Raw genomic sequence first — 12433 nt, 5'->3', positions numbered from 1 at the left:
CCAGCCGTTAGCCAAGGATTTGCGCAGAATTATTGTGGCTTTCAGAATATCAAGCGATCTTGAACGGATGGGCGATTTGGCGCTGGACGTAGCCAAGGTGACGCTCCGCATCCAGGGTCAGGATCTGATCAAGCCGCTGGTTGACATTCCGCGAATGGCCGAGATTGTACAGCTTATGACCAGTGAAGCCATTACCGCTTACTTGGACGAGAACACGGATCTAGCGCACAAAATGGCAATGGACGACGATCAGGTCGATCATTTATACAGCTCGATGATCAACGATTTGTATACTTACATGGTTGAGAAGCCTGAATCGGTCGCTCAAGCGATGCTGCTTACGCTGGTTGGGCGGTACATCGAGCGGATCGCTGACCATGCGACCAACATTGGAGAAAGCGTCGTCTATCTGGTAACGGGCAAGCGTCCGGATTTAAATATGTAGGAAACAATCAGGCAGTGAGGCGGGAACGCCGAATATAGAGTGGAGTGAAAGCGCACCATGCCGCTACGCGGCGAGGGCGCTTTCTTCTTTTTTAAATGAAGGACGATATAAGCGGATTCAGTCTCGAAGCCTTGACGGTACTTTGTGGGGCCATTTTGCGTGTGGTAAGATGTAAAGGATAAGCAATTAAAGACGAGGTGCAAAATGGACAAGCTGATTCTTATAGATGGAAACAACGTCATTTACCGTGCATTCTTCGCTATGCCTCCCCTGACCAATACGGCCGGGCAGCAGACGAACGCCGTATACGGCTTCACTACGATGCTGCTGCGTCTGATTGAAGAGCATAAGCCGACGCATCTGATCGTCGCGTTCGACGCGGGGAAGGTCACCTTCCGCCACGAAGGCTACCAGGAGTACAAGGGCGGCCGGCAGAAGACGCCGCCGGAGCTGTCGGAGCAGTTCCCGCTGCTTAAAGATTTGCTGCGTGACCTCGGGGTGCCGCAGTTTGAGATCGAGAACTATGAAGCGGACGATATTATCGGCAGCATTTCCCGTCAGGCGGACGAGGCGGGACGCCAGGTGATGATCGTATCCGGGGACAAGGATATGCTGCAACTAGCTTCGGAGCATACGACTATCGCGCTTATCCGCAAGGGAGTTACCGAGATTGAGCTGTACGGACCGGAGAAAATCCGCGAGAAATACGATCTGACGCCGCAGCAGATCATTGATCTTAAAGGTCTGATGGGCGACGCCAGCGACAACATTCCGGGCGTCCCGGGTGTCGGTGAGAAGACCGCCCTCAAGCTGCTTGCCCAGTTCGGCTCCGTGGAGGGAGTGATCGCAGGAACGGGCGAGCTGAAAGGGAAAATGAAAGAGAAGCTGGAGGCCCACGCCGAGGATGCCATCATGAGCAAGAAGCTGGCGACCATTTACCGTGAGGTGCCCCTGACCCATTCCTGGGAGGATATGGCCTTTCAGGGGCTGAAAAAGGACACTGCCGGACCCGCGCTGGCGAAGCTGGAGTTCAAGTCGCTGCTGGAGCGCCTTTCGCTGAGCGGGAGCGCCCCTGTGGACGAAGCGTCGTCCCCCCAAGCGGAGGACCTCGACATCGTCCTTGCGGGCGAAGCGGAGCTTGAAGAGCTGACAGCCCTGCTAACGGCTGTGAAGGCGCTGCATGTCGAGACGAACGGCGATAACCCGCATCGCTCCGAGGTGATCGGACTGGCGCTTTCGACGCCGGAGCTGCATTATTTTGTGCCGTTCGAGCTGCTGAAGAGCGAAGCCGCAGCGGGCTTGCGGAACTGGCTGGCCGACGAGCATGCGCCGAAGAACGGCTATGACCTGCACCGCGCCGATTTGGCGCTGCATTGGCAGGGAATTCCCTTCGCCGGAGCGGCGCATGACGTGCAGCTCGCCGCGTACCTTCTTGACCCGACCGAAGCGAGCCAGAACCTCAGCGACCTTGTTGCCAAATACGGTCTGCCCCGGCTTGCCCCGGATGAAGAGGTATTTGGCAAGGGGGCCAAATACAAGGTGCCGGAGCTGGACACGCTGGGCGCCCATGTCGCCTCGAAGAGCGCGTCCGTGCTGGGAGTTCTGCCGAAGCAGGAGCAGGATTTGAAAGACACAGCCATGCCCGGGCTGTTTCATGATCTGGAAATGCCGCTTTCGCGCATTCTGGCCGATATGGAGAAGCAGGGCATTTCCGTCAATACGGATGGCCTCAAGGAGCTGGGCCGTGAGTTTGAGAGCACGATCTCGGGCCTTGTGGAACAAATCTATGAAATCGCGGGCACGGAATTCAATTTGAATTCGACGAAGCAGCTCGGGGAGATTCTATTCGATAAATTGGGCCTGCCCGTCATCAAGAAGACCAAGACCGGCTATTCCACCGATGCCGAGGTGCTGGAGAAGCTGGAGCCTTACCATGAAATCGTGCAGAAGATTTTGCAGTACCGCACGCTGGCGAAGCTGCAGTCCACCTACGTCGAAGGGCTGCTGAAGGAAATTGCCCCGTCGACCGGCAAGGTCCATACCTTCTACCGCCAGACGATTGCGGCGACCGGACGGCTGAGCAGCCAGTTCCCGAACCTGCAGAATATTCCGATCCGTCTGGAGGAAGGCCGCAAAATCCGCAAGGTATTCGTGCCCTCCGAGCCGGGCTGGTCGATCCTGGCCGCCGACTACTCGCAGATTGAGCTGCGGGTGCTCGCGCATATTTCGGACGACGCAAGGTTGAAGGAAGCTTTTGTGCATGATATGGATATTCATACCAAGACGGCGATGGACGTATTCGGCGTGCCCGCCGATGCGGTAGACGCCAACATGCGGCGTTCCGCCAAGGCGGTCAACTTCGGGATTGTGTACGGCATCAGTGATTATGGCCTTTCCCAGAACCTGAATATTACAAGGAAGGAAGCGGCAAGGTTCATCGAGCAGTATTTCGAGGTGTTCCAGGGCGTGCGCCGCTATATGGACGAGATCGTCCGCGACGCCCGCAAGGCGGGTTACGTGACCACGCTGCTGGAGCGCCGGCGCTATCTGCCGGAGATTAACGCGAGCAACTACAATCTGCGTTCCTTCGCCGAGCGTACGGCGATGAATACGCCGATTCAGGGAACCGCGGCCGATATTATCAAGCTGGCGATGATCCATATGGACCGGGTCCTGTTCGAGCGCAAGCTAAAGAGCCGCATGCTGCTTCAGGTGCATGACGAATTGGTATTTGAGGTGCCGGAGGATGAGCTGGATACGATGAAGAAGCTCGTGCCCGAAGTGATGGAAGGCGCGCTGAAGCTGTCCGTGCCGCTCAAGGCAGAGGTAAGTTATGGAAGCAACTGGTATGAGGCGAAATAAAGGTCCCGCAGGCCAGCTCAATCCGGTATAATGGAGTAGAGGTGAAGACATCATGCCGGAATTACCGGAAGTAGAGACCGTCAAGAGAACGCTGAACACCTTGGTTCAAGGGAAAAAGATACAAAAAGTCACCGTCCGGCTGCCGCGCATTATCCGGCGTCCGGATGATATTCGAATATTTGAAACGATGCTGGAAGGCCATACGATAGAGCGCGTGGAGCGCCGGGGCAAATTTTTGCGCTTTCTGCTGGACGATCTGGTGCTCGTCTCCCATCTGCGGATGGAAGGAAAGTACGGATTGTATGCCGCCGGAGAGCCTTTGGATAAACATACACATGTCATCTTTCATTTTGAAGACGGCACCGAGCTGCGCTATACGGACGTAAGGCAGTTTGGCACTATGGATTTATTTCTGCCGGGAGAGGATCTCAGCCTTCCTCCGCTGAACAAGCTGGGACTGGAGCCGCTGGACCCGGAATTTACGCCCGAAGCGTTTAGAGATTTGTTGTCCGGGAAGAATACAAAAATCAAGCCTATGCTGCTCAATCAGGCATATGTGGTCGGCATCGGCAATATTTATGTAGATGAGTCCCTTCACCGTGCCGGCATTCATCCCGAGATCACGGCCAAAGCATTGACCGGAGAACAGATGAACCGGCTGCATGAGGCGATCATCGCCACACTGAAGGAAGCGGTGGATGCCGGCGGCTCCTCCGTTAAATCGTATGTGAACGGCCAGGGAGAGAGCGGAAGCTATCAGCACAAGCTGCTGGTCTACGGCCGTAAAGACCAGACCTGTTATTCCTGCGGGTCCAAGGTCGAGAAGAGCGTGGTCGGCGGACGCGGGACGCATTTTTGTCCAAGCTGCCAGCCGCTCGGATGAAAGAACTTTTTTGGGCCAAGCTATGAATTACCCGGAGTCGCGCATATGGTCCGAGTCAAGCTTTCAAAGCCAGGACGGCAATTTGCTATTTCGCTGATTTCCGCCGGTTTTCTTCGTGTTTCACAGTCTTTCATTGAGGTTGACACCCTCAGCCCACCCCGCCCATATACTGGGTGAAGAATGCTACATTTGCGAACGACGGCCTCATGGCTTAACGCCCTGGAGGTTTCGGTTCTTCAACGGGAGGGATTGCGGGTGGTCAGCCCCATTTTTTCACTGCTGCTGTTGGCATTTGCCCTGAGTCTGGACGGTTTCGGTGTCGGCATTACATACGGATTGCGCAAATTGAAAATACCTTTGCCCTCCATTCTCATTATCTCGCTCTGTTCCGGAGTTGTGATGTGCGTCTCGATGCAGGTTGGCGTGCTGCTGGCCCAGGTCGTTTCGCCTCATAGTGCTTCCCTGGTCGGGGCGGTCATTATTCTGATCATGGGCTGCTGGTCGCTTGTGCAGCTGGTCATGCAGAAGGATGAGGAGAAGACGGAGGAAGAATCGGGCGGAGTGCCGGGGGACGGACAGAATGACAGCCCGGCAAGCCTGGCAGGAGTGGATGGAGCTTCGGGGGAAGAACCTGAGAAATCCGCGGTGTTTTCCCTGGAGCTGCGGCGGCTCGGGATTGTTATTCAAATCCTTCGTACCCCGTCATCGGCCGACATGGATAAATCGGGCAGCATCTCGCCGGTGGAGGCGCTTGTGCTGGGCACTGCCCTTTCACTTGACGCTTTCGGAACGGGCCTTGGCGCGGCGCTGCTCGGATTCAATCCGCTTTGGACGTCGCTCGTTATTGCCTTGTTCAGCGGCAGTATTTTGCTGCTGGGGCTGCATACGGGACTGCGTTTTGCCGGAACCTCCTGGATGAAGCACGCTTCGGTGCTGCCTGCGCTGCTCTTGATTGCAATAGGAATATTGAAGCTGTTGTGAGGTGAAAACATGATTATAGGCTTAACCGGAGGAATCGCCTCCGGAAAAAGCACCGTGTCCGCCATTCTCATCAGGAAGGGGGCAAGGCTCGTTGACGCCGATGCCATTGCCCGGGAGGTCATGCTCCCCGGACATGAGGTGCTGGCCGCCGTTGCCGCATATTTCGGCAAGGAGATACTGCTCCCTGACGGGACCCTTAACCGGCCTAAATTGGGGGACATTGTATTTCACGATCCGGAAGCGCTGAAGGCTCTCAATGGGCTGACCCATCCCGCTATCCGCCGGGAAATCCGGCAGCGGATGCTGGCCATGGAACAGGAAACGCCCGAGCGCCTGATTATAGCGGACATTCCGCTGCTCTTCGAATCGGGTCTTGAGGATATGTTTGAACGGATTTTAGTGGTTTATGCGCCGCGAGAAGCCCAGCTTGAGCGTTTGAAGAAACGGAACGGATTAACGCAGGACCAGGCGGAAGCCCGGCTGGACTCGCAAATGGATATCGAGCTCAAGCGCGCCAAAGCCGATTACGTCATTGATAACAGCGGGGATCTTGCCGATACCGAGCGGCAGATCGCCGTTTTGTGGGACAGGCTGGGTCTTCCATGCTGAAATGGCTCCTCAAAAAAAGAGTGCTGCTGCTGCTGTTCGTCGGCTTTACCGCCATCCTGTTTTTCAGTACGAACTGGATGTCCTGGTTTTATCCGATTCATTTCAAGAATGAAATCCGCAAGCACAGCTACACCTATCAGGTTGACCCTTATCTTGTAGCGGCTATCATCCGGGTGGAGACCAACTACAAGACCGGACGCGAGTCGAAAAAGGGAGCGATCGGACTAATGCAGCTGATGCCCGATACCGCCAGGTGGGCGCTTGAGCAGGCCAAGCTCCCCGATGTATCGATGAGCCGGCTCAAGAACGAGCCTTCGGCCAACATTGAGCTGGGCGTCTGGTATTTGCATTCCTTATCCGGGCAATTCGACGGCAATCGTACAGCGGTCATTGCGGCCTATAATGCCGGGCCCGGTATGGTTCAGCGCTGGCTCGCGGATGGTTCGTGGAACGGAAGGGAAGAGGACATCAAGAATATTCCGTTTGGCGAAACCCGCCACTATGTACAGCGCGTCATTTACTATTACAATCAATATACGGATATCTACGGGGACGTATTTTAGCGGTAAATGGAGCCATGCATCAGAAAAGAAGTGCCGACCCCGGCCGCTTTGGGCCGATCAGCACTTCTTCGGCAAGCTTATGTGGCAGATTATTGGAATTGACCTGCCAGTTGTTGTTCAGCCAGGGTTACAAGACGTTTCGTAATGTAACCCCCGATCGAACCGTTCTCATAAGAAGTTTTATTGCCTTGATATCCATCCGGAGAAAGAGTGATACCAAGTTCTTGGGCAACTTCATATTTCAGTTGCTCCAAAGCCGCATTCGCTCTTGGTACGACAAGGTTATTGCTGCTGGATTGACCATTGCTTGCTTGTGCCATTTCTGTTCACCTCCTATCGGTTGGTAACTGTATTATGTACCGGACTTGCCCTATTCATTACTCTGAATTAAAGGTGTTTTTTGGAAAGATAGACCCGTAATTATTGCAAAGGAAGTGATCGGATCATGAAATGCCCATACTGCGACCATACCAATACCAAAGTCCTTGATTCCCGGCCGGCCAATGAAAATAAATCGATACGCCGCAGGCGGGAGTGCGAGCGGTGCAGCCGGCGTTTTACCACGTTTGAAATGGTGGAGGAAACTCCGCTGATCGTTATCAAAAAGGATGGCAGCCGCGAGGAGTTCAGCCGGGACAAAATTCTGCGCGGCCTGATTCGCGCCTGCGAGAAACGCCCGGTATCCGTGGAACGGCTGGAGATGATCGTCTCCGAGGTCGAGAAGTCGCTGCGCGGCATCGCCGTAGCCGAGGTCGAGAGCCAGCAGATTGGCGAGCTGGTGATGGAGCAGCTCTATCCGGTGGATGAGGTCGCTTACGTCCGCTTCGCGTCCGTGTACCGCCAGTTCAAGGACATCAACATGTTCATGAAGGAACTGAAGGCGCTCTTGTCCAAAAACCCTGCGGAGACGGACGGACTGTAAGCCCCGGCTTGACAGTTCGTCCGCTCAGCAGTCTCTTTATCCGCCGGATTGCAACCCGGCGTATGTCCCACAAAATAATTTTATAAAAACTGTTGACATAGGCGTGATAATTTTATATGATATAGAAGTCGGCTGCGGGACAACGATAATGCGGAAGACAGTGAAAGACGCCGATTCATACATATCGGATATATGTAACATGGGGCCTTAGCTCAGCTGGGAGAGCGCATCGCTGGCAGCGATGAGGTCAGGGGTTCGATCCCCCTAGGCTCCACCATAATTTAATATGGACTCTTAGCTCAGTTGGTAGAGCAGTTGACTCTTAATCAATTGGTCCAGGGTTCGAGTCCCTGAGAGTCCATCATAGCAAGACAAGAAAGGCGGCGATTATGCCGTCTTTTTTGTTTGTGATTTACTTCAAAAAGCTACAGTGTTTAATATGTAGACATGATAAAATATTTTGTATACGTCTACATATTATTTTCAATTTAGCGTATAATATAAGTAAAGAAACAGCTTTTTATGGGGGAAATAACGATGGCTAATGAAGTCAATGCAGTAGCTATTGCGAAAGTCAGAGTATGGTTAGAGGCCAACGAAAAATCCATTCAATGGCTTGCCGATCAAATTGCTGTTAGTAAAGCCTTAATGGGCCATATCCTGAATGGTGAGCGTCAGTTCTTGCCCAAACGCATGGTTCAGGTAGCTAACGTTATAGGCGTTACCACCCAGGAGTTGTTGACACCGGATCATACGGAAGAGAAAGAGTATACCTTAAGCTTAAGAGGAAAAGCGGATTCGCGGATTGCTAAACGGCATTTGAACATTTTATTGCATGCCATTGAAAACAGCCGCCAACTGGAAAAAGCACTTGCGAAGGTGGAACGATAATGCCTTCAGTTAAAAAGCAGTCTGAACAAATGGGTGAAGGTTTTGCCTATGAGGTGCTTACTGAACAATTTGGGGCGGAAACCTTTATCGGTTCTGGAGTTGAAGATAAATTGCGGGAACATGCTCCCGTCATTTATCAGAACATCCCGGATCTTCTTTTTTATGGAGCAACTGTGAGTTTTGGACCAGACGACAAATATGTCATGCTTAATACACATCAGCCTTTAAGAAGCCGTTACTATACAGCGGCGCATGAATTATGGCACGTTCTCGATTTTGAGCATTTAATGTCCGACCAACTGGACATGGAACGGGCAGCCGATCGCTTCGCTGCCGCTCTTATGATGCCAAGGGCAATTATTCGCTTGCTGTGGCCAAAATTAAAGAAGAAATTAGAAGCGCATAAGGCGGTTATTCTGATCGCGGATATGGCGGCGGTTCCCTATGAGGCGGTTGTCAGGCGAATCCACGAATTGGACCTGCCAATTTCAACCGGACTGTTAAAAATCACAGATGCCGAGTGGAAAGAGCAGCGTGGCAAACTTTCTCTGCCAGCCAGTCCGTTTGACGAGGCTTACACAGAGGAGTCCTTTGAAAGATACGCAAATATTGTTGACTTGGCATTAGAACAGGACAAGCTTTCATTATTGGAGGCTTCCGGCCTTTTGGCCCACATCGCTCCTCAAAAAGCTCGGGAATATCAAGAAGTGGCTTTAACGCTATTGGCGACTGCCGAAGCTTCGGAGGATAAAGAAGAATGAGAAGCCGAAGCGGGAAAGTATTTATAGACGCCAATATTATTAACTTCGCGGTAACTTACAGAAAAAGCGACGTTCTAAATTGGCTGGAAGAACTGTATGATACCATTTATATTCACTCGGAAGTCTTAGACGAACTATTAATAGAGTCTAACAAACAGATTGTTAGGGAACGGATTGAAAACGGCAAGTGGACTCTTTTCGATCCATACGGCAGCTGCAATTTTTCTGTCGGCTGGCTACATCTGCAGCAATGATTAAGATATTAGGGAAGTTATTCAGGATGAGCAGTTACTCGTTGCTTCAGACGAAGAGGTCGCTCCAGAATTGATCATTCAGGATACCGTAGAAGATTTATGCTTTTTGTGCGTAGATAAGAAGATTTCCACTGTAAAAGAGGTCCGCCAGTTCTTCAAATTTATACCCTCCGCTTCCTCGTCAGCAGAAGGGGAAGCAGTAATGACGCTGGAATCTGCAAACTTTCTTGGTCATTGGAGTGAAAAAGCAGTCTATCCCAAAGCGTTTGGCGATACCGGGCTGTCCTTTTTTAAAGACGGAACTGGCTTCCATGTCGTGGTCACGCCGTACGCTGATTGAATGCGTAACCGTATTCCGGGACTCCGTCAAGCTAAGCTTCAAGCTGGATAGTGGTTCTTTTCTGAGTACGGCAGGGGGAGAGTCCTGGCTTCAAGCTAAAGGTTTCGGCAAAAAATAAAATACTCAAGACAGTAGGCCTTCGGATATGGTTCGAGGGCTTTTTATCATACCAGATCTAACCAAACTTATGATATAGTAGAGAGAATCTAACCGAAATATAGTAATTATAGAAGAAAGAACAAATCAAATGTCGAATAATTTGGGTACATAGACCTTCATTCAAAGATTGATCAATTACAGCATAAGGTGGTATAGCCTATGGCTAAAACGTATTATGCAGAAGGCAGGCAGGTAGCGTATGTCGTGAGGGGACTTTTTATTCTCGGAGGTTTAGCGATTTACCTTAACATACCGGGTCTGCATTGGGGGTACTTCTTTGCTATTCTGTTCGGGTCAGTGGTGCTCGGAGAGATATTTGGCGGCATGTGGACTCGTAAACGGAGACAGGCCAAGAAAGCCAGAAAGAGCACTTAGGCCAGTAGAACGAATCAAAACCGGATCGCTGGGGCCAAGGTGAACGTTCGGAATACATCGTCCAAGCCATCTGCCAAAAAGCTGACTGATGAACAGATACTGAAAGCGGACGTCCGTACTTTATCCGGCACAGATTTCGAGCGGTTAATGGAGCTTTATTACATAGATTAAGGCTATACCGTACAACGAGTTAGGACCCACAAATTCATAAGACCAAACGAAGCCGACACTGCACCGTGAGCAGGCTAACCGAAGGGAGGGTACATGCAAATAGCTCTTTCTGCCAAAGACCGCCAAATGCCGAATCTTCCGCAGTTTGTTGCGGCCATCCCGCTTGACGTATTGTTCCGAGTGGCATACGGGACAGGGCTGTTTGTCGGTCACAGGCGATGCCTCCAGATGAACTTGATGAGCGTCCATATAGACGATTTTATGAAGTTGTAGCTCTGGTAATCCGAGCATCTCATTGAAATACTGGATTGGAGTGGCATCTGTCATTTCCTTTTGTTGTTTGGTAGGACTTACAACAATACAGGATTTGCAGATGTTTTTCCATTTTCATCCTAGTTTCACGCTCGTATCGATTCGTCAACCGCTAATTTCGGTTTTGAGCCTCAAAAAAAGTGAAAAATTTGGAGGAAGATTAATTAGAAGCAAGCTGTTATCTTCAGTCCTATATTTTGATAATCCAAATGATTTAACTGCTTTAGTAAATTTACAATATGTTGCTGCAAGGCGAGGAGATTTATCACTTTCAGCATGAGCGATTCAAAAAATAACATCAATTGGAAGGGCAAAAGAGATATATAGAGCTGATAATATACATAATTTGGCACTAGTCATAATGAAAGAGTTCGCAAATTTATTTTGAAATTACTTGAGCTTAAAAAATGATTTGATTCACCTTGAGAGTTTACTGTTTGTGAAGTGGGATTAGCAACAGAAGAATACATTTTAAATAGCGAGGAAGCGATAACAATGGGCACAGGTACAATCAAATTATTTCCTTTAACGCATGCGCAACTAAGAATATGGTATACAGAATCAATATACCCGAATACAACTATGTGTACTCTTTCCGGTACAGCTATCATCCGGGGGAAAATAAACCTGGATATTTTGCAGCAGTCCATTCGTTTGGTTATCCGGCAGAACGAAGCTTTTCACATCCGTATCGCACAGACAAGTGGCGAACCTATGCAATATGTCGAGCCCTACGTGGAGATGGAAATCGAGTTTTTGGATTTCTCGGAATACTCCAATGAGTACTATGCAGACAAATGGTTGAATGTTCATAATAGAAAGCCGATCGAACTGATTCAATCGAAGTTATATGAGTTTGTTATATTTAAAATGGCAGATGAACAATTCGGGTACAATTTGAAAATCCATCACATTGTATCTGACGGTATATCTATGAATCTCATTGGGAATCAGATTGCCCAAAATTATGCAGCGCTAACAAACGGAACTTGGCCTGCAGCGGATCAGAAAAATTCCTACATTGACTACATAGACACAGAACAAGAATATGTAAATTCAGAGCGCTTTCAAAAAGATAAAGCATATTGGTTAGACAAGTTTCAATCTCTACCTGAGATCACCGGTCTTAAGTCATATAACCCCCTATCGTCAAGTACCGTTGCAGAAAGAAAAAGCCTTACAATAACCGCCGATCTTTATCGCACTCTGACGGCATTTTGCCAGCAAAATAAGATCAGTGTGTTTACTTTCTTTTTATCCGCTTTTTATATTTACATGCATAAAGTAACTAATCTGAATGACATCGTCGTCGGAACTATTTATGCGAACCGGACAACGAGGAAAGAAAAAGATACGATCGGAATGTTCGCCAGCACGGCCGCAACCAGGCTTTTTGTAGAGCCGGAACTGGATCTGGTTTCTTTTATGCAACAGGTAGCCAAGGAACAGAGTGCGATTTTACGTCATCAAAAGTATCCCTACAATCAATTAATTCAAGATCTGAGAGAGCTTAATGGTAGTAACGATATTCATCGACTATTTGGGATTGCAGTAGAATATCAACCGATGAGTTTCCTAGATGTTGGTCAGATGAGAATGGAAAGCAAAGTGAATGTTAGTGGCCATGAAGGAAATGATTTGGTTCTTCATATTAAGGAAATGTTAAATGAGCAGCATATCGTACTCGATGTTCATTATCGTACCTGCTTATTCGAAGAAGACGAAATCCAGCGAATGATCGGTCAGATCGTAACGATTGCGGAAGATATGATTCGTAATCCACTTAAAAAAATACTTGAGGTATCTCTTGGCAGCGAGGAAGAAAAGAATACGATACTGACCGTATTCAATGACACAAAGGCAGAATACCCGCGGGAGAAGACGATTCATCAGTTGTTCGAAGAG

The 12433-nt window shown here is 49.8% G+C and carries 15 protein-coding genes and 2 tRNA genes; 15 read left to right on the top strand and 2 right to left on the bottom strand.

The genetic code is table 11. The annotated features are described in order from the left end of the window. The 6 genes from phoU to L692_RS0110930 all read left to right on the top strand — a co-directional run. On the top strand, window positions 1-445 hold a 445-nt coding region (gene phoU / locus L692_RS0110955), incomplete at its 5' end, for a phosphate signaling complex protein PhoU (RefSeq protein WP_025699797.1). 204 nt (window positions 446-649) lie between these two features. Continuing rightward, window positions 650-3307: a DNA polymerase I gene (polA, locus tag L692_RS0110950; protein ID WP_025699796.1), complete on the top strand. Its 2658-nt coding sequence runs from the start codon at window positions 650-652 to the stop codon at window positions 3305-3307. Between the two features lie 52 nt (window positions 3308-3359). Further along, complete coding sequence (mutM, locus tag L692_RS0110945) at window positions 3360-4190, top strand: DNA-formamidopyrimidine glycosylase (RefSeq protein ID WP_025699795.1); 831 nt, start codon at window positions 3360-3362, stop codon at window positions 4188-4190. Window positions 4191-4445: 255 nt separating this feature from the next. Next, complete coding sequence (locus tag L692_RS0110940; RefSeq protein WP_025699793.1) at window positions 4446-5171, top strand: MntP/YtaF family protein; 726 nt, start codon at window positions 4446-4448, stop codon at window positions 5169-5171. Window positions 5172-5180: 9 nt separating this feature from the next. Beyond that, window positions 5181-5780: a dephospho-CoA kinase gene (gene coaE / locus L692_RS0110935; RefSeq protein ID WP_025699792.1), complete on the top strand. Its 600-nt coding sequence runs from the start codon at window positions 5181-5183 to the stop codon at window positions 5778-5780. Further along, on the top strand, window positions 5777-6343 hold the full coding sequence (locus L692_RS0110930; protein WP_025699790.1) for a lytic transglycosylase domain-containing protein: 567 nt from the start codon (window positions 5777-5779) through the stop codon (window positions 6341-6343). Before coaE ends, L692_RS0110930 begins: the two co-directional genes overlap by 4 nt. Window positions 6344-6432: 89 nt before the next feature. Here L692_RS0110930 and L692_RS0110925 read toward each other — a convergent pair whose 3' ends face one another. Further along, on the bottom strand, window positions 6433-6663 hold the full coding sequence (locus L692_RS0110925) for an alpha/beta-type small acid-soluble spore protein (RefSeq protein ID WP_025699787.1): 231 nt from the start codon (window positions 6661-6663) through the stop codon (window positions 6433-6435). A 125-nt stretch (window positions 6664-6788) separates the two neighbouring features. Here L692_RS0110925 and nrdR point away from each other — a divergent pair, with 125 nt between their 5' ends. The 8 genes from nrdR to L692_RS30610 all read left to right on the top strand — a co-directional run bounded on the left by nrdR (window position 6789) and on the right by L692_RS30610 (window position 10045). Then, window positions 6789-7265, top strand: a complete 477-nt coding sequence (gene nrdR / locus L692_RS0110920; protein ID WP_025699786.1) for a transcriptional regulator NrdR — start codon at window positions 6789-6791, stop codon at window positions 7263-7265. Window positions 7266-7466: 201 nt separating this feature from the next. Next, window positions 7467-7542: transfer RNA gene (locus L692_RS0110915), tRNA-Ala, on the top strand. A gap of 11 nt (window positions 7543-7553) precedes the next feature. Then, a tRNA-Lys gene (locus L692_RS0110910) sits at window positions 7554-7626 on the top strand. Between the two features lie 176 nt (window positions 7627-7802). Then, on the top strand, window positions 7803-8156 hold the full coding sequence (locus L692_RS0110905) for a helix-turn-helix transcriptional regulator (RefSeq protein ID WP_025699785.1): 354 nt from the start codon (window positions 7803-7805) through the stop codon (window positions 8154-8156). Then, window positions 8156-8917 carry an ImmA/IrrE family metallo-endopeptidase gene (locus L692_RS0110900; protein ID WP_025699784.1) on the top strand — a complete coding sequence of 254 codons (762 nt, stop codon included), beginning with the start codon at window positions 8156-8158 and terminating at the stop codon, window positions 8915-8917. The genes L692_RS0110905 and L692_RS0110900 overlap by 1 nt, the downstream gene beginning before the upstream one ends. After that, a complete protein-coding gene (locus tag L692_RS0110895) occupies window positions 8914-9171 on the top strand; it encodes a hypothetical protein (protein WP_025699782.1) in 258 nt (85 codons plus the stop codon). The genes L692_RS0110900 and L692_RS0110895 overlap by 4 nt, the downstream gene beginning before the upstream one ends. A gap of 70 nt (window positions 9172-9241) precedes the next feature. Further along, window positions 9242-9511, top strand: coding sequence for a hypothetical protein (locus tag L692_RS0110890; RefSeq protein ID WP_025699780.1), 270 nt, complete (start codon window positions 9242-9244; stop codon window positions 9509-9511). A 318-nt stretch (window positions 9512-9829) separates the two neighbouring features. Further along, entirely contained in the window at window positions 9830-10045 is a 216-nt protein-coding gene (locus L692_RS30610) for a hypothetical protein (protein ID WP_025699778.1), read from the top strand. 144 nt (window positions 10046-10189) lie between these two features. On the opposite strand, the gene L692_RS31120 is transcribed toward L692_RS30610, so the two are convergent. Further along, window positions 10190-10465, bottom strand: a complete 276-nt coding sequence (locus tag L692_RS31120) for a transposase family protein (RefSeq protein WP_232238766.1) — start codon at window positions 10463-10465, stop codon at window positions 10190-10192. A gap of 558 nt (window positions 10466-11023) precedes the next feature. On the opposite strand from L692_RS31120, the gene L692_RS0110875 reads away from it, so the two are divergent. After that, on the top strand, window positions 11024-12433 hold a 1410-nt coding region (locus L692_RS0110875; protein ID WP_025699775.1), incomplete at its 3' end, for a condensation domain-containing protein.

Origin of the sequence: Paenibacillus forsythiae T98 (assembly GCF_000520735.1) — a bacterium.
GTDB classification, from domain to species: Bacteria; Bacillota; Bacilli; order Paenibacillales; family Paenibacillaceae; genus Paenibacillus_AQ; species Paenibacillus_AQ forsythiae.
Note: the sequence above shows the minus strand (reverse complement) of the source record. Positions and strands in the feature narration are given on the sequence as shown.

Excerpts from the sequence above, each read along its gene's own strand:
- L692_RS31120 (WP_232238766.1), bottom strand. The coding sequence starts at position 10,465 with ATGGACGCTCATCAAGTTCATCTGGAGGCATCGCCTGTGACCGACAAA.
- L692_RS0110900 (WP_025699784.1), top strand. The coding sequence starts at position 8,156 with ATGCCTTCAGTTAAAAAGCAGTCTGAACAAATGGGTGAAGGTTTTGCC.
- nrdR (WP_025699786.1), top strand. The coding sequence starts at position 6,789 with ATGAAATGCCCATACTGCGACCATACCAATACCAAAGTCCTTGATTCC.
- L692_RS0110925 (WP_025699787.1), bottom strand. The coding sequence starts at position 6,663 with ATGGCACAAGCAAGCAATGGTCAATCCAGCAGCAATAACCTTGTCGTA.
- polA (WP_025699796.1), top strand. The coding sequence starts at position 650 with ATGGACAAGCTGATTCTTATAGATGGAAACAACGTCATTTACCGTGCA.
- L692_RS30610 (WP_025699778.1), top strand. The coding sequence starts at position 9,830 with ATGGCTAAAACGTATTATGCAGAAGGCAGGCAGGTAGCGTATGTCGTG.
- mutM (WP_025699795.1), top strand. The coding sequence starts at position 3,360 with ATGCCGGAATTACCGGAAGTAGAGACCGTCAAGAGAACGCTGAACACC.
- L692_RS0110905 (WP_025699785.1), top strand. The coding sequence starts at position 7,803 with ATGGCTAATGAAGTCAATGCAGTAGCTATTGCGAAAGTCAGAGTATGG.
- L692_RS0110895 (WP_025699782.1), top strand. The coding sequence starts at position 8,914 with ATGAGAAGCCGAAGCGGGAAAGTATTTATAGACGCCAATATTATTAAC.
- coaE (WP_025699792.1), top strand. The coding sequence starts at position 5,181 with ATGATTATAGGCTTAACCGGAGGAATCGCCTCCGGAAAAAGCACCGTG.